19 protein-coding genes are annotated in these 23,887 nt (G+C 63.2%); 13 read left to right on the top strand and 6 right to left on the bottom strand.

Annotation, left to right across the window (positions count from 1 at the left end; genetic code table 11):
- Window positions 1–33 precede the first annotated feature (33 nt).
- Window positions 34–3,408, top strand: coding sequence for a hypothetical protein (locus AC0NIL_RS22185; protein ID WP_473573419.1), 3,375 nt, complete (start codon window positions 34–36; stop codon window positions 3,406–3,408).
- Window positions 3,409–3,414: 6 nt separating this feature from the next.
- Here AC0NIL_RS22185 and tyrS read toward each other — a convergent pair whose 3' ends face one another.
- Complete coding sequence (gene tyrS, locus AC0NIL_RS22180) at window positions 3,415–4,668, bottom strand: tyrosine--tRNA ligase (RefSeq protein WP_275954665.1); 1,254 nt, start codon at window positions 4,666–4,668, stop codon at window positions 3,415–3,417.
- A gap of 342 nt (window positions 4,669–5,010) precedes the next feature.
- Here tyrS and AC0NIL_RS22175 point away from each other — a divergent pair, with 342 nt between their 5' ends.
- Entirely contained in the window at window positions 5,011–6,654 is a 1,644-nt protein-coding gene (locus AC0NIL_RS22175; protein WP_275954664.1) for an ArnT family glycosyltransferase, read from the top strand.
- A gap of 45 nt (window positions 6,655–6,699) precedes the next feature.
- Complete coding sequence (locus AC0NIL_RS22170; RefSeq protein ID WP_063171956.1) at window positions 6,700–7,530, top strand: phosphatase PAP2 family protein; 831 nt, start codon at window positions 6,700–6,702, stop codon at window positions 7,528–7,530.
- 11 nt (window positions 7,531–7,541) lie between these two features.
- Here the strand turns inward: AC0NIL_RS22170 and AC0NIL_RS22165 are convergent, their stop codons facing one another.
- Window positions 7,542–8,192, bottom strand: coding sequence for an FMN-binding negative transcriptional regulator (locus tag AC0NIL_RS22165; RefSeq protein ID WP_013532164.1), 651 nt, complete (start codon window positions 8,190–8,192; stop codon window positions 7,542–7,544).
- Window positions 8,193–8,213: 21 nt separating this feature from the next.
- Complete coding sequence (locus tag AC0NIL_RS22160; RefSeq protein ID WP_013532163.1) at window positions 8,214–8,888, bottom strand: alpha/beta hydrolase; 675 nt, start codon at window positions 8,886–8,888, stop codon at window positions 8,214–8,216.
- Window positions 8,889–9,124: 236 nt separating this feature from the next.
- Between AC0NIL_RS22160 and AC0NIL_RS22155 the strand changes: the two genes are divergently transcribed.
- The 7 genes from AC0NIL_RS22155 to sufA all read left to right on the top strand — a co-directional run bounded on the left by AC0NIL_RS22155 (window position 9,125) and on the right by sufA (window position 16,441).
- Window positions 9,125–10,288, top strand: coding sequence for a cysteine desulfurase family protein (locus tag AC0NIL_RS22155; protein ID WP_063171957.1), 1,164 nt, complete (start codon window positions 9,125–9,127; stop codon window positions 10,286–10,288).
- Between the two features lie 242 nt (window positions 10,289–10,530).
- Window positions 10,531–12,048 (top strand): Fe-S cluster assembly protein SufB, encoded by a 1,518-nt coding sequence (gene sufB, locus AC0NIL_RS22150; RefSeq protein WP_013532161.1) that lies wholly within the window; start codon window positions 10,531–10,533, stop codon window positions 12,046–12,048.
- A gap of 27 nt (window positions 12,049–12,075) precedes the next feature.
- On the top strand, window positions 12,076–12,831 hold the full coding sequence (gene sufC / locus AC0NIL_RS22145) for a Fe-S cluster assembly ATPase SufC (protein ID WP_023810312.1): 756 nt from the start codon (window positions 12,076–12,078) through the stop codon (window positions 12,829–12,831).
- Window positions 12,832–12,850: 19 nt separating this feature from the next.
- Window positions 12,851–14,119, top strand: a complete 1,269-nt coding sequence (gene sufD / locus AC0NIL_RS22140) for a Fe-S cluster assembly protein SufD (RefSeq protein ID WP_275954662.1) — start codon at window positions 12,851–12,853, stop codon at window positions 14,117–14,119.
- A gap of 185 nt (window positions 14,120–14,304) precedes the next feature.
- Entirely contained in the window at window positions 14,305–15,546 is a 1,242-nt protein-coding gene (locus tag AC0NIL_RS22135) for a cysteine desulfurase (protein ID WP_064995408.1), read from the top strand.
- A 21-nt stretch (window positions 15,547–15,567) separates the two neighbouring features.
- On the top strand, window positions 15,568–15,960 hold the full coding sequence (locus AC0NIL_RS22130; protein WP_013532157.1) for an SUF system Fe-S cluster assembly protein: 393 nt from the start codon (window positions 15,568–15,570) through the stop codon (window positions 15,958–15,960).
- Window positions 15,961–16,060: 100 nt separating this feature from the next.
- Window positions 16,061–16,441: a Fe-S cluster assembly scaffold SufA gene (gene sufA / locus AC0NIL_RS22125; RefSeq protein ID WP_013532156.1), complete on the top strand. Its 381-nt coding sequence runs from the start codon at window positions 16,061–16,063 to the stop codon at window positions 16,439–16,441.
- A 175-nt stretch (window positions 16,442–16,616) separates the two neighbouring features.
- Here the strand turns inward: sufA and AC0NIL_RS22120 are convergent, their stop codons facing one another.
- Window positions 16,617–17,114 (bottom strand): GFA family protein, encoded by a 498-nt coding sequence (locus AC0NIL_RS22120; protein WP_337122424.1) that lies wholly within the window; start codon window positions 17,112–17,114, stop codon window positions 16,617–16,619.
- Between the two features lie 90 nt (window positions 17,115–17,204).
- On the opposite strand from AC0NIL_RS22120, the gene AC0NIL_RS22115 reads away from it, so the two are divergent.
- Window positions 17,205–17,528, top strand: a complete 324-nt coding sequence (locus tag AC0NIL_RS22115) for a TfoX/Sxy family protein (protein ID WP_224695791.1) — start codon at window positions 17,205–17,207, stop codon at window positions 17,526–17,528.
- 66 nt (window positions 17,529–17,594) lie between these two features.
- Here AC0NIL_RS22115 and AC0NIL_RS22110 read toward each other — a convergent pair whose 3' ends face one another.
- Window positions 17,595–18,512: a pseudouridine-5'-phosphate glycosidase gene (locus tag AC0NIL_RS22110; RefSeq protein WP_337122423.1), complete on the bottom strand. Its 918-nt coding sequence runs from the start codon at window positions 18,510–18,512 to the stop codon at window positions 17,595–17,597.
- Between the two features lie 74 nt (window positions 18,513–18,586).
- On the bottom strand, window positions 18,587–19,531 hold the full coding sequence (locus tag AC0NIL_RS22105; RefSeq protein WP_473574126.1) for a carbohydrate kinase family protein: 945 nt from the start codon (window positions 19,529–19,531) through the stop codon (window positions 18,587–18,589).
- A 280-nt stretch (window positions 19,532–19,811) separates the two neighbouring features.
- Here AC0NIL_RS22105 and recA point away from each other — a divergent pair, with 280 nt between their 5' ends.
- Window positions 19,812–20,909, top strand: a complete 1,098-nt coding sequence (recA, locus tag AC0NIL_RS22100; protein WP_013532151.1) for a recombinase RecA — start codon at window positions 19,812–19,814, stop codon at window positions 20,907–20,909.
- A 292-nt stretch (window positions 20,910–21,201) separates the two neighbouring features.
- The gene (gene alaS, locus AC0NIL_RS22095) at window positions 21,202–23,868 is read left to right on the top strand and encodes an alanine--tRNA ligase (protein WP_024504567.1); all 2,667 of its coding nucleotides are present in this window, start codon (window positions 21,202–21,204) and stop codon (window positions 23,866–23,868) included.
- The last annotated feature ends 19 nt before the right edge of the window (window positions 23,869–23,887 follow it).

Raw genomic sequence — 23,887 nt, 5'->3', positions numbered from 1 at the left:
GTCCACGATCGAGTTCGTACAACGGAAAATTGCGTGGATCAGGAGCGACCGCAGCACGAGAAGATCCGGTTCAGGCGTGATGAGATCACCGACCTGGGGACCTTTCCGTCCGCCTGCCGTGTGCCGCCGCTTGGTCAGGCGTCGATCGGACGCGGTTTTCGCATCCTGTCGCGACTGTTCGCCGGTCTGGTCGCTTTCGTGCTGCTGGCCGCCGTGCTCGTTTATCTGGTTGGCGCCTCCGGCATCGGAGCCGACCGGCTTCGCGCCGAGGCGGAAACGGCGCTTGAGAAACTGGCGGGCGTCGATGTCAATGTCGCGGTCGGGCCTGCCCGCATCACGCTCGACGGTTCGAGTTTCATCGCGCTTCAGGTCAGCGACGTCAGCTTGAAGACATCAGACGGCAAGCCGATGGCCGATGCCGGCCGCGTGCGCTTCGGCGTGCGTCTATTCCCGCTGCTGTGGGGAGATGTGCGGCTGACCAGCGCCAGGATCTCGGATGCCCGCATCGTCGTGGCGGCGATGCCGTCAGGCGGCGACTGGACCGCCGGCCTGCGCAATGCGGACGGCCTCATCGATCCGGAGAAGCTGTCCGCCGCGGTGTTCGGAAACATCAACCACGCACTCGATGCCGTACGGGAGGATTCGCTGCGTCGCATCGATCTTCGCAATGTCGAATTCGTGCTGCCCGAAACCGGAGCGATCAAGCTCGTCAAGATCACCGACGCCACCGTCGTGCAGTCGGGACCGGGCGGCATGCAGTTTTCCTCGAAGGCAGACATCGACGGCAGGACGCTTACGGTTGCCGCTACCGCCACCCGTGATATCGCGGCGCACCGGGTCACGGCGCTGGATGCGAGCGTCGATCTGGCCGACACCGGCGCGGCCGCTGCCGGCAAGTTGGGACCCGTCGCGTTGAAGCTGACGGGATCGGAAGGATTCGGCGTGAACGCATCGCGGCTGACGGCCGCTTTGTCATCGACGGGCTCTGTCCTCGATCTCGGCACGCGAGGATTGCTGGCGGCGGACGTCGATATCAATGCGACGCTGGTTGCTGGCAGCAACAAGGTCCAGGTCGACAGATTGCTGCTGAAGACCGGCCGCTCGACATTCGATTTCGCCGGTTCGATCGGGCCGAAGCCGGCAAGCGGAGCGGTGGGTGAAGAGCCCTCCTATCGCTACGACCTGACCAGCGACGGATCGTCGCTTGCGCCTTCGGAGTCGCCCGAGCCGGCGCTCACCTTCCTCGCCCGGATCGCCGGTGTCTACAACACGGTGAGCCACAAACTGGTCGCAGAGCAGATCGCGCTTCGGTCCGCCGGCTCCGGCGAGGTGCTTGGCACCGCCGCCGTGGCGTTCGTCGACGGCAAAGTGCCGGGGATCAATCTGGCGTTCAACATCCACGATATGCAGGTCTCTCACGTCAAGCAGCTATGGCCGTGGTTTTCGGCGCGCAATGCCCGGCTGTGGGTGCTGGCAAATCTGTTCGGCGGCCGTGTCGTCGACGCCAACCTTCAGTTCCAGGTGGTGCCGGGCCGGCTCGGCAACGGCGTGCCGCTTTCGGCCGATGAGGTGTTCGGCCGCTTCCAGATCGAGGGATCGCGATTCGACACCGCCGGCCGCATCCCGCCGATACGCGACGCGGTCGGCGTCGTCGGTTTCCACGGCAACGATGTCGATATCTCGCTCTCCTCGGGCACCGTCTACATGCCCAGCGGCCGCACCGTGGCGGCCAGCAACGGCACGCTGACGGTCAAGGCGGCGAACCGCCCGCCGGTCGTCGGCGCGCTCGACATCGATGTCGACGGCGACGCATCCGCCGTTGCCGAACTCGCATCCTACGAGCCGATCAACGCCATGCGCCATGTCGGCATTCTGCCGGAGGACCTGTCGGGCAGCGTCACCGGTCACGTCAAGGCGGATATTCCGCTGCAGTCCGGCGTCGACTCCTCGAAGCTCGATTGGCTGGTGTCGCTCGACTACACCGGCATGTCCCTGGCCAAGCCCTTCGAAGGACAGGTCGTGACAGATGCCGACGGTTCGATCACGGTCGACCCCGAGAAGGCGGTGATCTCCGCCAAGGCGTTGCTGAACGGCATTCCGGCCGAACTCGATCTGATCGAGCCGCTCAGGGATGAGGGGCCGGCGCGCAGCCGCAAGGTGGCCCTGGTGCTCGACGACAAGATCCGCGCCACCGCCATGCCCGGCCTGAAGCCGCTGCTTGCCGGAACGGTGAAGGTGGCGATCGACAAGAACGGCAGCGGCGACCAGAACGTCTCGGCCGACCTGACCAACGCCAGGCTGGACATTCCCTGGGCGGGCTGGAGCAAGGGGGCGGGGGTGCCCGCCAACGTCACCTTCGTCATGACCAAGTCCGGCGACACCACGACGCTGTCCGATTTCAATCTCGACGGAAAGACGTTCTCCGTCGACGGCAGCATCGTGCTGGTCAATGGCGCCTTGTCGTCGGCGCGGTTCAGCAAGGTCACCTTGAACAGAGGCGACGACGTTGCCGTGTCGGTGAAGCGGTCCGGCAAGGGCTATGCGGTCGACATATCGGGCAATGCGCTCGACGCCCGCTCGCTCATCAAGCAGTTCACCTCCGACGTCGACACGGCTACCAAGACCACCGGGTCCGATGCCATTTCCGTCAGCGCCGATGTCGACCGGCTGACCGGTTTCCACGACGAGCAATTGTCCAATCTGAAGCTCGACTACAGCGCGGCCGGCTCGCGGGTGAACGGGCTGAAGGTCAGCGCCACGGCCAGTTCAGGTGCGGCCATATCGATCAGCAACACGACCGGCGCCGGCCGGCGCACGCTCAACATGCAGTCCGCGGACGCCGGCGCCATCCTGAGATTCCTCAACATCTACGAGCATATGGAAGGCGGCGTGATCACGCTCGCACTGGCCGGGCCGAGCGACGGATCGCTGAAGGGCAAGGTCGACACCAGCAACTTTTTCGTCGTCAACGAACCGAAGCTCGCCTCCATCGTCTCGACCACGCCGGCCGGCGACAACCGCAGCCTCAATCAGGCAGTCAAGGGCAAGCTGGACACGTCACGGGTGAAGTTCGAACGCGGCTACGCCGAGATCGACAAGGGCAGCGGCTATCTGAAACTGGCCAATGGCGTGCTGCGCGGACCGCGCATCGGCACCACGTTCCAGGGGACGCTCTACGACCAGAACAACAACATGGACATGACCGGCACGTTCATGCCGGTCTATGGCCTCAATCGCATCTTCGGCGAATTGCCCATCGTTGGCGCGCTGCTCGGCAATGGCCGCGACCGTGGCCTGATCGGCGTCACCTACCGGCTCAAAGGCAACGCCAACAAGCCGTTGCTGGACATCAATCCGCTGTCGGTGATCGCGCCCGGAATATTCAGGTCGATTTTTGAGTATCGGTGACCAAGTTCAAATCGGCCGTATCAGAATGTGTTTTTTCTTTCCCAAGGAAAGCTTTACGACGTTTTCCGGACTCAAATCCTGAGGGGTCACCAGCCGGCGCTCGTCGCTCACCGGCTCGTCGTTCAGGCGCACGGCGCCGCCCTGCACATGCCGCCGCGCTTCGCCGTTCGACGCCGCCAGTCCGGCGGTAACCAGCAGCGACAGGATGCCGACGCCGGTTTCGAGCGCTGTCCTGTCGACCTCGACGGTCGGCAGCGACTCCGCGAGCGCGCCTTCCTCGAACGTCTTGCGCGCCGTATCGCTGGCTTGCTCGGCGGCCGCGCGGCCGTGCAGCAGGGCGGTGATCTCGGTGGCGAGGATCTTCTTGGCCTCATTGATCTCGGATCCGCCGAGCCGCTCGAGCCGCGCCACCTCGTCCAGCGGCAGCGTCGTGTAGAGCTTCAGGAAGCGGGCGACGTCGGCATCCTCGGTGTTGCGCCAGTACTGCCAGAATTCGTAGGGGCTCAGCATCTCCGCGTCGAGCCAGACCGCGCCCGACGCGGACTTGCCCATCTTGGCGCCCGACGAGGTGGTGAGCAGCGGCGTGGTCAGTGCATAGAGCTGCGCGTCCTCCATGCGGCGGCCGAGGTCGATGCCGTTGATGATGTTGCCCCACTGGTCGGAGCCGCCCATCTGCAGGCGGCAGCCGAGACGCTTGTAGAGCTCGACGAAATCATAGGCCTGCAGGATCATGTAGTTGAATTCGAGGAACGACAGCGACTGCTCGCGATCGAGCCGCAGCTTGACGGAATCGAACGCCAGCATGCGGTTGACGGAAAAGTGACGACCGACATCGCGCAGGAAATTGACGTAGTTGATCTCCATCAGCCAATCGGCGTTGTTGACCATGATGGCGTCGTTGGGACCGCTGCCGAATTTGAGGTAGGGCATGAAGTTGCGGCGGATACCTGCAAGATTGTCTTCGATGTCCTGCGGGGTCAAAAGCTTGCGCGCCTCGTCCTTGAACGACGGGTCGCCGATCATCGAGGTGCCGCCGCCCATCAGCGCGATCGGCCGATGACCGGTCTGCTGCAGCCAGTGCAGCATCATGATCTGGATCAGCGAGCCGGCGTGCAGGCTCTTGGCGGTCGCGTCGAAGCCGATATAGGCTGTCACCGTCTCCTTGGCGAAGATATTGTCGAGACCGGCATCATCCGAAGTCTGGTGGATGAAACCGCGCTCGCTCATCGTGCGCAGGAAATCCGATTTGAAGACAGGCATTTTTTCTATTCCCGAAAGCGTCCGGCCGCTGTGGCTCAGGCGTGCATGAACGCGGGCGTTTAGCATCCAAGCGCGATCAGCAAAAGTGGTTTCCGGTTTTGCGATGATCGCGCGCCAGACAAAGGTCCAGCGATCAGCAAAAGTGGTTTCCGGTTTTGCGACTGATCGCGCCAGACAAAGGTCCAGCGATCAGCAAAAGTGGTTTCCGGTTTGCAGCCCGCGCGGATGGCGTTGCGAATCCTTGCTTCGTCGTTTGGGCTGGCGTATTGAGGCGCCGCGCAGGGCAGGGCCTGAGGCGCCGCGACGGGGCCATCCCGCAGATCAGATCCGGAAAGCTCCGCGATGAACAGGAACTATCTTTTTCTCTTTCTGTTCAGCGTGCTGATGACGTTCAGCGGACTGGCGAGCCTTCCACCCATCGACCGCGACGAATCCCGTTTTGTCCAGGCTACCAAGCAGATGGTCGAAACCTCCGACTATGTCGACATCCGTTTTCAGGATGCCTCGCGCTACAAGAAGCCGATCGGCATCTACTGGCTGCAATCGGCGGCCGTGGCGCTGAGCGGCGAGGGGGCGGCGGCGCCGATCTGGGTCTACCGCCTCGTCTCCATGCTTGGCATTGCCTTGGCCGTCGTCGGCATCGCCTGGACGGGCACCAAGCTGTTCGGGGCCAATGCCGGTCTCGCCGCCGGCCTGATGATGGCGGCGATCTTCGCCACCGCCTTCGAGGGCCGTGACGCCAAGACCGACGCCATGCTGCTGGCCTGCTGCGTGGCGGCGCAAGGCGCGCTCGCCCAGATCTATCTGGCATCGCGCCGCAACAAACCGGTAGCCGCCCATCTGCCGTGGATATTCTGGGCCGCTCAAGGACTTGGAATCCTTATCAAGGGGCCGGTGGCTCCGCTCCTGTCGGTGCTCACGGTCGCCGCCCTGTTTGCCTTCGAGCGCGACTGGCGCTGGCTCCTGAAGCTGAAGCTGGTGCGCGGTGTCGCTCTGGTGGTGCTCATCGTGTTGCCCTGGGTCGCCCTCATCACCTGGAAGAGCGGCGGCGCCTTTCTCAACGATGCCGTCGGCAAGGACATGATGGCCAAGGTGGCCTCGGGCGAGGAATCGCACGGCCTGCCGCCCGGTTTCTACATGCTGACCTATTCCTTGTTCATGTGGCCGTTCGGCCTGATCGCGGTCGGCGCCGGGCTGCAGGCCCTCAACCGTCTGCGCGACGATCCCCGGCTGCGTTTCTGCCTCGCCTGGTACATTCCGTTCTGGCTGGTGTTCGAGCTGATCCCGACCAAGCTGCCGCACTATGTCCTGCCGGCCTATCCCGGCATGGCGCTGCTGATCGGCTGGCTGCTGACATTGTCGCCGCAGGAGGCCAATGCGCCGCTCAGGCGCTGGCAGGACTGGTTGTGGTGGTCGACCGCATTCGGTCTTGCCGTGGTCAGCCTTGGCCTGGCGGCGGTCTGCGTCGGAGCGCCGATCTATCTCACCGGCTCCTTTTCCTGGTGGAGCATCCCCGCCGCCGCGGCGGCGCTGGCGGCAGGGTATTTCGCTTTTTCGCGACAGCTGCAAGTGCCGCTCTCCCGCATCGGCGCCATCGCGGTCTGCGCCGGCATCACCTATGGGCTGTTGTTCGGCGTCATCGCGCCTTCGCTGAAGCCGATCTGGCTGAGCCCGGCGATCGAGGCGGCAGTCCAGGCCAACAGGCCTTGCGACACCACGGTGCTCGCCTCAGCGGAATATCACGAGCCGAGCCTGGTGTTCCTGGTCGGCACCAAGACGGTCCTGACCGATGTCGATGGCGTCGCCAAGCATCTGCTCGGCGATCCGGCCTGCGCGCTGGCGCTGGCACAAATCGGCGACGAGCAGAAGCTGAATGGCCTGTTGGAGGCGCAAGGCAAGTCGGCGAGCCGCGTTGCCGAGGTCGACGGCCTCAACTATTCGTCGGGAGACAAACTGTCGCTCGGCCTCTATCGTGTAACCCAGTGACGGCTCGCCGATGCCCATGACGGCAACAATGGGGTCGAATTTCCTATGCTGGTGAAATCACGCCCGCCCGTTTCGAGCCTGCTCCTTGGCATAGGGCGCCGGTCGCTCGACAACTTTCGCGATACGATGCAGATCGCCAAAAGCCGCCTTGCCACCCGGCCGGCCAGATACCCGAATATTTTGTGGTCGGTCTGGGTGCTGGTCTGGGTCTTGCTGACCGCGGCGGCATTTGTTCGTCTCGACACTCCGGCCGGAATGCTTCACGGCAAGTGGTCGGCGGGATTTGCCCGGACTGCCGACTTTTTCACCCAGTTCGGCCTGGGAGGCTGGTATATCATTCCCTCAGTGCTTCTGCTTGTCGCCGCGAACCTGACGGATTGGCGAAGCCTGTCGCGGCGCTCGCTGATGCTGCTCTACAACTGGACCTGCCTGGCTTTTCTGGTGCTGTGCGCCACCGGCCTGTCGGGGATCGCCGTCAATGTGCTGAAATATGCCATTGGCCGGGCTCGCCCGCTGTATTACGAGGACTTTGGCGTGCTGACCCTGCACCCCTTCGCTTTCGATGCGCGCTTCGCCGGCTTTCCGTCCGGCCATGGTACGACAATGGGCGCGGTTTTCGGGGTCGCTTTGCTGTTGTTTCCGCGGCGATGGTACATCGCCCTGGCGATCACCGCCTGCATCGCCTCGACCCGTATCTTCGTTGGCGCGCACTATCCCAGCGACACCGTCGCCGGCTTCGGCCTTGGCTGCGGTTTCGCGCTTGCCTGCGGGCTGGTCTTTGCCCGGCTCGGCTTCATCTTCCGGCCGACGCCGTCGGGACTGCCGGTCCGCAAGAGAACGTTTCGGCTGATCGGACCGACAAGGAAGGCTGCCTGAGCATTCGAAGTTCAGTTGCCGTCCAGTCCGCCATAGGATCTGACCAGGTCGGCCATGCCGGGCGATTGGTGGTCTTCGCTTTCGAGCCCCTGTGCAACGCCGACGCGATCGGCGACCGGCCGGTTCTGGCTGACCTTCCACTTGCCGTGGATTTCGCTGATCTCGATTTCCAGCCCGATAATGCCCTTGATCTGCGACTGGATGAAGGGCTCCGGCGCATCGGTCACCGCCCAGGGCGCGGCGCGGGCGCCTTCCTGGGAGACGGTCAGATCGGCGATCTGCTGCGCCAGCCAGTCCTGATCATCCATCACCTTGACGGTGCCGCGAACCTGCACGATGGCATAATTCCAGGTCGGCACCACCTTGCCGGTCTCGCGCTTGGTCTCGTACCAGGACGGCGTCACATAGGCATCGCTGCCCTGGAAGACGATCAGTACGGTTGACGCCGGATTGTCGGCCAACAGGCGCCATTGCGGGTTGGCCCGCGCCAGATGGGCGCGCAGCCTGCCGTTCGGCCCGATTTCCGCGTCGAGCAGGAACGGGATGGCGTTGGCGACCGGCCCATCGGGCCCGTTGGAAATCAACAGGCCCAGCGGATGCGTCCGGATCAGCCCGTGCAGGATTTCCGGCCGCGTTTCCCTGAAATGAGGAGGTTCGTACATCGCCGTCCCTGCTTTCTTTGCTTATCTCAGCCGCTTCGGCCGCGGATCCGACAATTCGCCGGCCAGCCGGCGGTCGAGATAGTCGGCGCATTCCTCGAGCAGCAGGTCGGCATCGTTGGAGAAGAAATGGTTGGCGCCGGGCAACGTCTTTTGGGTGATGGTGATGCCCTTCTGCGTGTGCAGCTTGTCGACCAGGCCCTGCACATCCTTCGGCGGCGCCACCTTGTCGGCATCGCCATGGATGATCAGGCCCGATGACGGGCAGGGCGCCAGGAACGAGAAATCATAGGTGTTGGGCTGCGGCGCGATCGAGATGAAGCCTTCGATCTCGGGCCGGCGCATCAGAAGCTGCATGCCGATCCAGGATCCGAACGAGTAGCCGGCGACCCAGCAGCTCTTGGAATCGGGATGCAGCGACTGCACCCAATCCAGCGCCGCAGCGGCATCCGACAACTCGCCGGTGCCGTGGTCGAATTCGCCCTGACTGCGGCCGATGCCGCGGAAATTGAAGCGAAGCGTGGTGAAATCCCGCTTCTGGAACATGTAGAAGAGGTCGTAGACGATCTTGTTGTTCATCGTGCCGCCGAATTGCGGGTGCGGGTGCAGGACGATGGCAATCGGCGCGCTCTTTTCCTTGGAAGGCTGGTAGCGACCTTCCAGGCGGCCGGCAGGACCGGTGAAAATGACCTCAGGCATAAAATACTCCACTAGGTAATACGAATGCGCGGTGCCTGGAACGTTTCCTCTGGCCTTGACGCAGGGCGAGCGTCTTCTTAGAAGCTAGTTTAGAATTGTTCAAAACTGAGTGGCAAGACATCGAGCCCGGCCACCCGCGCCGCAAGCCGCGTAAATAGGACGGCTCGCCTTGGAATTTCAAGGAAATAACGCCATACGACGGCGGAATGGCTTCTGACGGGACTTGACGGACGAAAATGGCCGCAAAACGCGCCTATCTCGACTACAATGCCAGTGCGCCGCTGCTTGCCGCGGCCCGCGAAGCTATGGTCGCGGCGCTCGATGTCGCCGCCAATCCGTCATCGGTTCACGCCGAGGGGCGGGCGGCCCGCCGTCTGATCGAGACCGCAAGGCGTGACGTGGCGGCGCTCGTCAACGCCAAGCCCGAGCACGTCGTGTTCACCTCCGGTGCCACGGAAGCAGCCTCGACGCTGCTGTCACCCGACTGGCAGATGGGGCGCGGCACGGTGCGCATGAGCCGGCTTTACGTGTCGGAGGCCGATCATCCCTGCCTGTTGAACGGCGGACATTTCCCGTCAGCGCAGGTAAACCGGATCGGCGTCGACGCCAACGGTATCGCCGATCTCGACGCTTTGGCGGCAGCGCTCAGTGGTCATGACAAGAGCGAAGGCCTGCCGCTGGTTGCCATCCACGCCGCCAACAACGAGACCGGCGTCATCCAGCCGATCGATCGCATCGCCGGGATCGTCAAGGCGGCGGGCGGCATCCTCATGGTCGACGCCGTGCAGGCCGCCGGGCGTGTTTCGATCGATATGTCAGCGGGTTACGCCGATTACCTGATTCTGTCCTCGCATAAGATCGGCGGCCCCAAGGGCGTTGGCGCCATCGTCGCCGCTTCCGACCTGATGATGCCGAAGCCTCTGATCAATGGCGGTGGCCAGGAAAAGGGCCATCGCGGCGGCACCGAAAACCTCGCGGCCATTGCCGGCTTTGGCGCCGCCGCACGCGAAGCCCTGGCCGGGTTGCCGGCCATAGATGCGGTGCGCCGGCGCCGCGACGAGATCGAGGCCATCGTGAAAACGCTGGTGCCGGACGCGGAAATCTTCGGAACCGGTGCGCCAAGGCTTGCCAATACGGCATTCTTCGCTATTGCGGGCGTCAAAGCCGAAACCGCGCAGATCGCCTTCGACCTGGCCGGTGTAGCGCTGTCGGCCGGCTCTGCCTGTTCGTCGGGCAAGGTCGGACCGAGCCATGTGCTGAAAGCCATGGGATACGGTGACAGCCTTGGCGCCTTGCGCGTGTCGATCGGTCCGGCGACGGGCGCGGAAGACATCGAGTTGTTTCGCGTTGCGCTGACGGGAATCGCCGCGCGTCGGGCGGATAGAGAAAAAGCCGCGTGAGCGGTTGGGGCATCGGACCGAAAAGCACGTAGCGATTTTCGGGAAAATCCGATGCTTGACGAAAATGATTTGGGCCATTCGGCCTGGTAGAGCCGTGCGTTTCATGCTGGCCGGGTGAATTTCCGGTCGAAGCGCACTATATGAAACTTACGCTGCCGCAAGCGCCTTTTTGGGGTTCGTTTTGGCGGTGCCATAGTTTGAAAACTGTCGGGCCTTGACCCCGGCGTGGATGGAGAACGCATATGCCTGCTGTGCAGGACACGATCGATCGGGTCCGAAAGATCGACGTCGACCAATACAAATATGGATTCCAGACCGAAATCGCGATGGATAAGGCCCCCAAAGGCCTCAGCGAAGACATTATCCGTTTCATTTCGGCCAAGAAGGACGAACCGTCCTGGATGCTGGAATGGCGTCTGGAAGCCTATCGCCGTTGGCTGACGCTTGACGAGCCGACCTGGGCGCGCGTCCACTATCCCAAGATCGATTTCCAGGACATCTACTTCTACGCGGCGCCCAAGAGCACGCCCGGCCCGACCTCGCTCAGCGATGTCGATCCCGAACTCTTGAAGGTCTACGAGAAGCTGGGTATTCCGCTGCGCGAGCAGGAAATCCTCGCCGGCGTGCAGAAGACCGACGCCTCGGAACTCGAGGAAGTCAGCGACAATGTCTACAAATCGGGCCGCGTCGCCGTCGACGCCGTGTTCGATTCCGTTTCCGTCGTCACCACCTTCAAGAAGGAGCTGGCGCAGGCCGGCGTCATCTTCTGCTCGATCTCGGAAGCCATCCGCGAGCATCCCGAACTGGTGAAGAAGTATCTCGGCTCGGTTGTGCCGACCTCCGATAATTATTACGCCACGCTGAATTCGGCCGTGTTCACCGACGGCTCGTTCGTCTTCGTGCCCAAGGGCGTGCGCTGCCCGATGGAGCTGTCGACCTATTTCCGCATGAACGAGAAGAACACCGGCCAGTTCGAGCGCACGCTGATCATCGCCGAGGAGGGGGCTTACGTCTCCTATCTCGAAGGCTGCACGGCGCCGCAGCGCGATGAGAACCAGCTGCATGCTGCCGTCGTCGAACTGGTGGCGCTCGACGATGCCGAGATCAAATATTCGACGGTGCAGAACTGGTATCCCGGCGACGCCGAGGGCAAGGGCGGTATCTACAATTTCGTCACCAAGCGCGGCGACTGCCGTGGCGATCGCTCGAAGATCTCGTGGACGCAGGTCGAGACCGGCTCGGCGATCACCTGGAAATATCCGAGCTGCATCCTGCGCGGCGACGATTCCTCGGGCGAGTTCTATTCGATCGCTGTCTCGAACGGTTATCAGCAGGTCGACAGCGGCACCAAGATGATCCACCTCGGCAAGAACACGTCGAGCCGCATCATCTCCAAGGGCATCGCCGCCGGCTTCTCGCAGAACACCTATCGCGGCCAGGTCTCGGCGCACCGCAAGGCGACCAACGCCCGCAACTTCACCAACTGCGATTCCCTGCTGATCGGCGACCAGTGCGGCGCGCACACCGTGCCCTACATGGAAGCCAAGAATTCGACGGCGCAGTTCGAGCACGAAGCGACCACGTCGAAGATTTCCGAGGACCAGAAGTTCTACGTCATGCAGCGCGGTATCCCTGAAGAGGAAGCGATCGCGCTGATCGTCAACGGCTTCGTCAAGGACGTCATCCAGCAACTGCCGATGGAATTCGCCGTCGAGGCGCAGAAGCTGATCGGTATCTCGCTTGAGGGCTCGGTCGGCTGACCGGACAGATATTCAGGAAACGAAAAAATGCTTGAAATCAGAAACCTGCACGCCCGCATCGTCGATGACGGCACCGAAATCATCCGCGGTCTGAACCTGACGGTGAAAGCCGGCGAGGTCGCCGCGATCATGGGGCCGAACGGCTCGGGCAAATCGACGCTGTCCTACATCCTCGCCGGCCGCGAGGACTATGAGGTGACCGAAGGCGACATCCTCTACAACGGCCAGTCGATCCTCGAAATGGATCCGGCCGAGCGCGCCACGTCAGGCATTTTCCTCGCCTTCCAGTATCCGATGGAGATACCGGGCGTCGCCACCATGGAATTCCTGAAGGTGGCGATGAACGAGCAACGCAAGGCGCGTGGCGAGGAGCCGCTGAAGATCCCGGAATTTTTGAAGCGCGTGAAGGAAGCCGCCGCCTCGCTCAGCATGGACATGGCGATGCTCAAGCGGCCGCTCAATGTCGGCTTCTCCGGTGGCGAGAAGAAGCGGGCAGAGATCCTGCAGATGAAGCTGCTGGAGCCGAAATTGTGCGTGCTCGACGAAACCGATTCCGGGCTCGACATCGATGCGCTGAAGATCGTTTCCGATGGCGTCAACGCGCTGCGCGCGCCGGACCGGGCGTTCCTGGTCATCACCCATTACCAGCGCCTGCTTGAGCACATCGTGCCCGACACCGTGCATGTGCTCTACAAGGGGCAGGTCATCAAGTCGGGCGACAAGTCGCTGGCGCTCGACCTGGAAGCCAACGGCTACGCCGGCGTGATCGGCGAAGCAGCGTGAGATGCCAGAGGGCAGTTTGATGAACATGCACGCACAACCGCAGCGGACACCGGCCGAGACAGCGTTGATCGACGCGTTCGGCGACCGGCTGTCGCTGCTGCCGGGTGACGGCGCGGTGATGCTGAAGCGCGACGACGCCATCGAGACGATCAAGCACGGCCTGCCGACGCGGCGCGTCGAATCCTGGCACTATACCGACCTGCGCCGGTTGCTGAATACCGTGCCGGACTTCGACCCGGCCGCCTTGGCCAAAGTCATTGCGCCGATCGTCGACGGTTCCACCGTGGTGTCGATCCTGAACGGCAAGTCCGACGCCAAAGCGCCGGTTCTTGAAGGCGTCTCTTTCCAGCGCCTGTCGGAAAAGCTGGTCGACGGCAGCGCAGCACCTGGGCTCGACCCCTATGGCAGCGACGACGCCATCGGCGCGCTGAACACGGCTTTCGTCGCCGACGGATATTTTGTCGACATCGCCGATGGCGTGGAACTCGAAAAGCCGGTCGAGCTGCAGAACCTGCAGGCCGGCGGCCAGACCCATGTGCGCCTGCCAGTGCGTGTCGGCGCCGGCGCCAAGGCCGTCATCGTCGAACGGCAGACGGGTGACGGCGCTGCCCTGGGCAGCTCGGTCAGCCAGCTCGTGCTCGGCGAAGGCGCCGAGGTGACGTGGCTGATCGTCCAGGAACAGCCGGAAACGGCGACGCATCTGGCGCAGTTCAAGGCCCATATCGGCAAAAATGCCAAGCTGACGCTGTTCGTCATGAACGCCGGCGGCAGACTGGTGCGCCAGGAGATCATGGTCAGGACGACTGGCGAAGGCGCCGATTTCAAGCTGCGCGGCATCAACCTCCTGGCCGGCGACACCCACACCGACGTGACCATGGTTCTCGACCACGCCGTGCCGCACACGACCTCGACGGAGATCATCCGCAACGTGGTGACGGGCAAGGCGCGCGGCGTCTTCCAGGGTCGCATCAACGTCCATCAATATGCGCAGAAGACCAACGCCAAGATGGCATGCAACACGCTGTTGCTGTCGGACGACGGCGAGTTCTCGATCAAGCCGGAGCTTGAAATCTTCGCCGACGACGTGATTTGCGGCCATGGCGCGACGGTCACCGAGATCGACCACGATCATCTGTTCTACCTGATGGCGCGCGGCGTCGACGAGAAAAGCGCGCGGGGGCTGCTCGTGAAGGCCTTCGTCGCCGAGGTGATCGAGGAACTGGACGACGAGGCGATCGTCGAAGCGCTGGAAGCGCGGCTCGACGGCTGGTTCGTGGCACACGGCTAATTGGATGGGGTCCGGCAAAGCCACCCCTCATCCGTCTTGGCGCTACGCGCCAATCCACCTTCTCCCACAAGGGGAGAAGGTAAAGCGCTAGACCTTCTCCCCTTGTGGGAGAAGGTGGCCGAGCGAAGCTCGGTCGGATGAGGGGTGTTGGAAGGATCTCGGCCTTGGCCGGCAAGGACTTTGAAATGGACCAGAAACTCGAAAACATTCCCTACGACGTCGAAGCGATCCGCCGCGATTTCCCGATCCTGTCGCGGGAAGTCTATGGCAAGAAGCTGGTCTATCTCGACAATGGCGCCTCGGCACAGAAGCCGCAGGTGGTGCTCGACGCCGTCCAGCACGCCTACAGCCAGGAATATGCCAACGTCCATCGTGGCCTGCATTTCCTGTCCAATGCCGCGACCGACGCCTACGAAAAGGCGCGCGAAACGGTACGCCGTTTCCTCAACGCGCCAAGCACCGACAACATCATCTTCACCTCGAACACGACCTCGGCCATCAACACCGTGGCCTATGGCTATGGCATGCCCAACATCGGCGAGGGCGACGAGATCGTGCTGTCGATCATGGAGCACCACTCCAACATCGTTCCTTGGCATTTTATCCGCGAGCGGCAGGGCGCCAAGCTGGTCTGGGTGCCGGTCGACGATCTCGGCGTCTTCCACATCGAGGAATTCGAAAAACGGCTGACCGACCGCACCAAACTGGTCGCCGTCACGCAGATGTCGAATGCGCTGGGCACGGTGACGCCGATCAAGGAAATCGTGCGCATCGCGCATGCGCGTGGAATTCCCGTCCTCGTCGACGGCAGCCAGAGCGCCGTGCATATGCCGATCGATGTGCAGGATCTCGACTGCGACTTCTTCGTCTTCACCGGGCACAAGGTTTATGGCCCTTCGGGCATCGGCGTGCTCTACGGCAAGAAGGACATTCTCCAGGGCATGCGCCCCTTCATGGGCGGTGGCGAGATGATCGAGGAGGTGACGGAAGACATCGTCACCTACAACGAGCCGCCGCATCGTTTCGAAGCCGGCACGCCGCCGATCGTGCAGGCGATCGGACTGGGTGCCGCGCTCGACTATATGGAAACGATCGGCCGCGAGCGCATCGCCGCGCATGAGGAAGACCTTAAGAACTATGCGCATGAGCGGCTGCGCGCCATCAATTCGCTGCGCATCTTCGGCGATGCGCCCGGCAAGGGAGCCATCATCTCGTTCGAACTGCAAGGCATTCATGCGCACGACGTGTCGATGGTGATAGACAGGCAGGGCGTTGCAGTCCGCGCGGGCACCCATTGCGCCCAGCCGCTGTTGAAACGTTTCGGCGTAACCTCCACATGCAGGGCATCGTTCGGCATGTATAATACCAGGGCCGAAGTCGACGCTTTGGCCGAGGCGCTTGAAAAAGCGCGCAAATTCTTCGGATGACGATTTTTTTGGGTGACGACCATGGATGATGCAAGCATAGCTGCCGAGACCACTCCGGAAACCGCGCCCAATGCGCTGGTTTCGGGATCGGCCATCCCAGCCGACGAACTGGCGCGGTTGACCGACGACATCGTATCGGCGCTGAAGACGGTCTACGATCCGGAAATCCCGGCCGATATCTACGAGCTCGGCCTCATCTACAAGATCGACATCGAGGACAATCGCTCGGTCAAGATCGACATGACGCTGACCGCTCCCGGCTGCCCTGTCGCCGGCGAAATGCCCGGCTGGGTCGAAAATGCCGTCGGCGCCGTCGAAGGCGTGTCCGGCGTCGAGGTCAACATGACCTTCGACCCGCCCTGGTCGGCCGACCGCATGTCGGAAGAGGCGCAGGTGGCGGTGGGCTGGTACTAGCGTCAAGCCTGGCACACTTGCGCCAGGGATAAAACTTCACCATTTTAGGTGAGGAATCATTCGGCAGGCCTTGAACCTGCATGGAATGGAAGGAAAAAGAATGGGACGCTTCGCCGTCATCACCATGACCGAAAAGGCCGCCGACCGGGTGCGCGAGATCGTCGCCACCCGCGACAACGCGCATGGCATCCGCCTCGGCATCAAGAAGGGCGGCTGCGCCGGCATGGAATATACGGTCGATCTGGTGACCGAGCCCAACACCAAGGACGACCATATCGAGCGCGACGGCGCCCATGTCTATGTCGCGCCGGAAGCAGCCCTTTTCCTGTTCGGCACCGAGATGGATTTCGAGCAGACGACGCTGCGCACCGGCTTCACCTTCCACAACCCGAACCAGAGTTCGGCCTGCGGCTGCGGCGAATCCGTCGAACTGAAGCCGGCCGACCTGAAGGCACTGGCAGAGGCACGCGCTTCGGCCTGATTTTTTCCTTCGCCCCCGGAGAAAGTGTCACGAAGTGACGGATGAGGGGCAGCGCCAGCCTCTCCAGAGTTAGCTCCGCCCAGCCTGCCGGCGTACGTCGTTAGAAAATCCAAGCAATTGGCTTTTCGTTCGCTGCGGATCACTCCTCACCTCCCCGTAAACGGGGCGAAGAAACTCACTCCACCCACATGCCCGTCCGCTTGTGCCAATCGGCGATCGATTCCTCGGGATAGACGTCGAAGACCTTGTCGCGCTTGCCAACCACCGGCTCCACCCAGTTCGCTTTGTATTTCAGCATCAGGTGCACTCGGCTCGGCGGAATGGGTAAATCGCTGTCGATCGCTGAGGCGAAGGGGTGCACCAGTTCCGGCCATGTCGGATCGTAGAGCCAAAGGGCTGAGCCGCATTTCTTGCAGAAATTGCGCTCGCCGGTTGAGATTTCGCAATGCGGATGCTCGTCGTCCTCGATCTCCGCCCGAAAGACGCCGAGGCTGCGCTTGCCCCTGATGTTCAGTGTCTCGTTGTCGGCACCGAGATTGATGGCAAACCCGCCGCCGCCCTGCTGCTTGCGGCAGATCGAACAGTAGCACAGCATGAATGGCGCCGGCGTGTGGCTTTCCACCTCGAAACGCACGGCATTGCAGCGACAGGACCCTTTCAGCAGAAGCGGCATGGCGGGAAAACTCCGATACCTCTCTCAACCTGTCAGCATGATTTTGGTTGCGGCGATGACAAGGCCAGATGCCGGTGACATGATCGCGGCATGGACAATGAACGCATCGCCGAACTGTTCGAGGGTCTCGGCCCTGTCAGCATCCGCAAACTGTTCGGCGGCAAGGGCATCTATTTCGACGGCGTCATCGTCGCCATCGTGCTGCGCGGCGAATTGCTGTTGAAAGCCGACGAGCAAAGCGCCCCCGAGTTCGAGGCCGCCGGCTGCACGCAATGGACCTATACCGGCTCGCGCCACGGCAAGCTGGTCGCCATGCCCTACTGGAGCGTTCCCGACAGCGCTTTCGATGATCCCGACGAGATGACGGCCTGGGCACGCCGGGCCTATGAGGCGGGGCGAAGGGCGGGGAAGTGAATGCCAACCTTGGCACAGCGGAGGGACAGCACCCCCCTCTGTCCCGACGACCTTGGAGGCCGTGCCCTACAACACCTTCGCAATCCTTGCCGCCAACCTTGCATTGTTTTCCACCAGCGCGATGTTGGTCTTCAGGCTCCTGCCGCCGGTCAGTTCGAGGATCTTTCCCAGCAGAAACGGCGTCACCGCCTTGCCGGTGACATGTTGTGCCTCGGCGGCCTTCTGCGCGGCGTCGATATAGCCCGCCATCTCTTCAGCCGGGATTTCCTGGTTTTCCGGCACAGGATTGGCAATCAGCATGCCGCCGGCGAGTCCTAGTGCCGCCCTCGTCTGGTAGAAATGCGCGATCTCTTCCGGCTCGTGCAAGGTCAGTGGCGCGCGGAACGGCGATTGCCTGGACCAGAAGGCCGGCATCGTCTCGCAGCCATGGCCGATCACCGGCACGCCGCGCGTCTCCAGCACTTCCAGCGTCTTTTCGATGTCGAGGATGGCCTTGGCGCCGGCCGAGACGACAATCACCGGGGTGCGCGCCAGCTCGTCGAGATCGGCGGAAATGTCAAAGCTCTTTTCGGCGCCCTTGTGCACGCCGCCGATACCGCCGGTGGCGAACACTTTTATGCCGACCATATGCGCCGCGATCATGGTGGCGGCGACCGTGGTGCCACCGGTGCGCCCTTGCGCCACGGCAAAACCGAGATCGGCGCGCGACAGCTTCATCGCGTCGCCCGTCATCGCCAGCGATTCGCGCTCGCCGTCCGAAAGCCCGATCTTGATGCGGCCGCCAACCACGGCGATCGTCGCCGGCACGGCGCCGCCATCGCTGATGATCTTTTCGACATCGGCCGCCATGGCGCCATTGTCGGGGTAGGGCATGCCATGGGTGATGATGGTGCTTTCCAGCGCCACCACCGGCCGGCCGTCGGCCAGGGCCTGCGCCACCGGCGCGTGGATGTCGATGAAGGGGCGGGCGGTCTCAGGGGTCATCAAGGTCTCCTATCCGGAATGCGGCGCGTCCGTCGGACGCTCGGCAACATCGCGGCACTATGAATTCGCCGGTCTCATGCCATTTCCCTGGCATCCGGCACAAGAGCCAACGCTTCCGCGAAGCTCGCGGCGGTGAACTCCGGAACGGCGGCGGCGCTTTCGATGGCAAGCGTCGCCCCGGCAATGCCTTCGCGCAGAGCTACCCGCAGCGGCAGTCCTCGCAGCAAGGCAGCGACCGTTGCGCCCGCCAGCGCATCGCCGGCGCCGGTGACGTCGGCGACCTTTCTTGGTGGCGGCGGCAGGATAGAGAAGGCGCCGGCTCCATCGAAGCCCAGCATGGGCCCGCCGCCTGCCGTCACCACGCCGCTGACGAGGCCGCTGCATCGCAACCCGTCGACCACCTCGCGCTCCGTGGCATTCGCGGCGACGCCGGCCAGCGCCATGGCCTCGCGCCGGTTCATGAAGACCAGCGAAAGCTCCTTCAGCACCGGTAGCAACCGCACCACCTTGGCCGGCGAAATGGCAATCGCGAAAACCGGCTTGCCCGCGGCGAGCGCGACCAGCCGTTCCAGCGCCGTCGTCGGCAGATTGGCATCGCAGAAGACGGCATCTGCGGCGGCGATCACCTCCCGGACCCTGGAGCGCCTGATCTGCTTGGGAAACGCCAAATCATAGAGCGCCATGTCGGCAAAGCCGACGATCAACTCGCCCTCGCTGTCGATCAGTGCCGTGTAGCTCGGCGTCGTGCGGTCGAGGAAGACCGCCGACAGGTCGGTAATGCCTGCCCCGGCAATGGCTCGCGAAACGGTGTCGGCAGCGGGATCGCCGCCGCGAACCGACATGAGCGACGCGGAGACGCCGCGCCGCACGGCGCTGCGCAAAGCGTTGAAGACGCCGCCGCCGACATCCTCGCGCATTGTGCCCGGATTGGAGGCGGCGGGCACGTAGGCGCCGGACACCTGGCCGCGCCGGTCGATATGGGCGCCGCCTACGGCCAGTATTTTCGCGGATTTCAGCATGCCGGCGATATGACCTTTGTTATTCCAGCCGCACAAGCGCTAGGCTGTGCGACCGAGCTTCGCATGCAAGGCGGCGATTCGGCAGGTCGAAACAACCGAGCCGTCTGGCCCAACGTGCGGTGCATTCCTGATCGAATCCTTGGACAAAAAAAGAACAAATCCGGATAATGCTTGTTTTTCAGATATTTGATCCCTCTTGCCAAATGAGAACAAAAAAGGTACAAATAGGCAGGGATTACGGATTGTCCGGCCTTCATTGACGACCAAGGGGTGATGTATCATGGCTCAGAATTCTTTGCGGCTGGTAGAGGACAAGGCAGTGGACAAATCAAAGGCTCTGGATGCGGCGCTGTCGCAGATCGAGCGGGCTTTCGGCAAGGGCTCGATCATGCGGCTCGGCGCCAACGAGCAGGTCGTCGAGATCGAAACGGTGCCGACCGGCTCGCTTGGCCTCGACATCGCGCTTGGCGTCGGTGGCCTGCCGCGCGGCCGCATCATCGAGATCTACGGGCCGGAAAGCTCGGGCAAGACGACGCTGGCCCTGCACACCGTGGCCGAAGCCCAGAAGAAGGGCGGCATCTGCGCCTTCGTCGATGCCGAGCACGCGCTTGACCCGGTCTATGCCCGCAAGCTTGGCGTCGATCTCGAAAACCTGCTGATTTCGCAGCCCGACACCGGTGAGCAGGCGCTGGAAATCTGCGACACGCTGGTGCGCTCCGGCGCCATCGACGTGCTGGTGGTCGATTCGGTCGCGGCGCTGACGCCACGTGCCGAAATCGAAGGCGAGATGGGTGATTCGCTGCCCGGCCTGCAGGCCCGCCTGATGAGCCAGGCGCTGCGCAAGCTGACCGCCTCGATCTCGCGCTCCAACACCATGGTCATCTTCATCAACCAGATCCGCATGAAGATCGGCGTCATGTTCGGTTCGCCCGAGACGACGACCGGCGGCAACGCGCTGAAATTCTACGCATCGGTGCGCCTCGACATCCGCCGCATCGGCTCGGTCAAGGACCGCGACGAAGTCGTCGGCAACCAGACCCGCGTCAAGGTGGTCAAGAACAAGCTGGCGCCGCCCTTCAAGGTGGTCGAGTTCGACATCATGTATGGTGAAGGCGTGTCCAAGACCGGCGAACTGGTCGATCTCGGCGTCAAGGCCGGCGTGGTCGAGAAGTCGGGCGCCTGGTTCTCCTACAATTCGCAGCGTCTCGGCCAAGGCCGCGAGAATGCCAAACTGTTCCTGCGCGACAATCCCGACACCGCACGCGAGATCGAGCTGGCGCTCCGACAGAATGCCGGGCTGATCGCCGAAAAGTTCCTTGAGAATGGCGGCTCCGAAGGTGGCGACGACGGGTTCGAGGAGGAATCCGGCGCGATGTGACAACTCGCGAGGTCGGCCGGAGTTCGGCCATAATCGCATTCTATTATCTCGGGCTTAAGTAATCGAGTTCCGCGTTAATGCGTTTTGAAACCGCCGGCCCAGTGCCGGCGGTTTTGCGTTTCGGCGGCGAAAACAGGCCGGTTCGAACGGCCGGCAAAGGCCGTGGATTGGACCAATTCCGTGTTTCTGGACAGGGTGAAGCGCGGCGGCTAAAAGGCCAAGTCCTAATCTTCTAAAACGCAGAGCCCATTTCCGCCGGTTTGCCGGCGGCCCTTCCGAAAAGGCAGCATTCATGAGTGGCGTGAACGAAATCCGGTCGACATTTCTCGACTACTTCCGCAAGGAGGGTCACGAGATCGTCGCGTCGAGTCCGCTGGTGCCGCGCAACGACCCGACGCTGATGTTCACCAACGCCGGCATGGTACAGTTCAAGAACGTCTTCACCGGCCTGGAGAAGCGGCCCTATTCGCGCGCCTCGACCGCCCAGAAGAGCGTTCGCGCCGGCGGCAAGCACAACGATCTCGACAATGTCGGCTACACCGCGCGTCATCTGACCTTCTTCGAGATGCTCGGCAACTTCTCCTTCGGCGACTATTTCAAGGAGCGCGCCATCGAGCTTGCCTGGAACTTGATCACCAGGGAATTCGGGCTGAGCAAGGACAAGCTGCTGGTCACCGTCTATCACACGGATGACGAGGCGGCCGGCTTCTGGAAGAAGATCGCCGGTTTTTCCGACGACCGCATCATTCGCATCGCGACCTCGGACAATTTCTGGGCGATGGGCGACACCGGACCCTGCGGGCCGTGCTCGGAGATCTTCATCGACCGCGGCGAGCACATCTGGGGCGGCCCTCCCGGCAGCCCGGAGGAGGATGGCGACCGTTTCCTGGAATTCTGGAACCTCGTGTTCATGCAGTATGAACAGGTGACGAAGGAGGAGCGCATCGACCTGCCGCGCCCCTCGATCGACACCGGCATGGGCCTGGAGCGCATGGCGTCCATCCTGCAAGGGGTGGAAAGCGTCTTCGAGACCGATCTGTTCCGTCACCTGATCGACGCGGCCTCGTCCGCGATCGGGCATGGTCCCGACAAGGAGACGGTCGCCTCCTACCGGGTCATTGCCGATCATCTGCGCTCGTCCTCCTTCCTGGTCGCCGATGGCGTGCTGCCCTCGAACGAAGGCAGGGGCTACGTCCTGCGCCGCATCATGCGCCGCGCCATGCGCCATGCACAGCTGCTCGGTGCCAACGAACCGCTGATGTGGAAGCTGGTGCCGGCGCTGGTGCGCGAAATGGGCCAGGCCTATCCGGAACTGCTGCGCGGCGAACAATTGATCACCGAGACGCTGAAGCTCGAGGAGACCAGGTTTCGCAAGACGCTGGTGCGCGGCCTCGGCCTGCTTTCCGAGGCGACCGAAACGCTGCATGCCGGCGACATGCTGGATGGCGAGACGGCCTTCAAGCTCTACGACACCTATGGCTTCCCGCTCGACCTGACGCAGGACGCACTGCGCCAGCGCAGCATCTCGGTCGATATTGCCGGCTTCACCAACGCGATGGAGCAGCAGAAGGCCGAGGCGCGCAAGCATTGGGCCGGGTCCGGCGACGCCGCCACCGAGACCATCTGGTTCTCGGTGCGCGAGAAGGCCGGCGCCACCGAGTTCCTCGGCTATGAGACTGAAGCTGCGGAAGGCATCATCCAGGCGCTTGTCCGGGACGGCAAGGCTGTCGACGGCGCCGGCAAGGGCGACGCGGTGGCGATCGTCGTCAACCAGACGCCGTTCTATGCCGAGTCCGGCGGCCAGATGGGCGACACCGGCGTCATCTCCGGCGAGGGGTTCTCGATCGAGGTTTCGGATACGCAGAAGAAGGCCGACGGGCTGTTCGTGCATATCGGCAAGGTGGCCAGCGGCACCGTCAAGACGGGCGCGGCTGTCGAGCTGAAGGTCGATCATGCAAGGCGCTCGAGGCTGCGCGCCAACCATTCCGCGACGCATCTGATCCATGAGGCGCTGCGCGAAGTGCTGGGCAGCCATGTCGCGCAGAAGGGCTCGCTGGTCGCGCCCGAGCGCCTGCGCTTTGACATCTCGCACAACAAGCCGATTTCGGCCGAAGACCTCGAAGAGGTCGAGCGCATGGCCAACGAGATCGTCGTCCAGAACGGCCCGGTGACCACGCGCCTGATGTCGGTCGACGATGCCATCGCCGAGGGCGCCATGGCGCTGTTTGGCGAAAAGTACGGCGACGAAGTGCGCGTCGTGTCGATGGGCACCGGCCTGCACGGCGCCAAGGCGAACCGGCCCTATTCGGTCGAGCTCTGCGGTGGCACCCATGTCCGCGCGACCGGCGATATCGGCCTCGTGCGTGTCGTATCGGACAGCGCGGTCGCCGCCGGCGTGCGCCGCATCGAGGCATTGACGGGCGAAGCCGCGCGCAAACATCTCGACGAGCAGGACAGGCGTTTGAAGGCGACGGCAGCCGTGTTGAAGATTTCGCCGGCCGATGTACCGGCGCGCGTCGAGACGCTGCTCGAAGAGCGCAAGAAGCTCGAAAAGGAACTGACCGAAGCGCGCAAGAAGCTGGCATTGGGCGGCGGATCGTCTGCCGATGCTCCAGCCGCCAATGAGACGGTGGCCGGTGTCGGCTTCCTCGGCAAGACGGTCTCAGGTGTCTCACCGAAGGACCTGAAGCCGCTGGCCGATGCCGGCAAGACGTCGCTCGGCTCCGGCGTCGTCGTCTTCGTCGGCTCCGGTGAGGACAACAAGGCCAGCGTCGTCGTCGCCGTCACCGACGACCTCGTCGGCCGCTTCAGCGCCGTCGACCTTGTCCGTGTGGCCTCCGCAGCACTCGGCGGGCAGGGCGGCGGCGGACGGCCCGACATGGCCCAGGCCGGCGGCCCCGACGCTTCCAAGGCCGATGATGCGATTGCTGCGGTAAGGGCGGCACTCGAAGCGGCGTAGGCGAGTGGACTGAATTTAA

The sequence above is a fragment of the Mesorhizobium sp. WSM1343 genome (genome assembly GCF_055901535.1).
The sequence above is the reverse complement of the archived record's forward strand: the minus strand, read 5'-3'. Positions and strand labels throughout refer to the sequence as shown.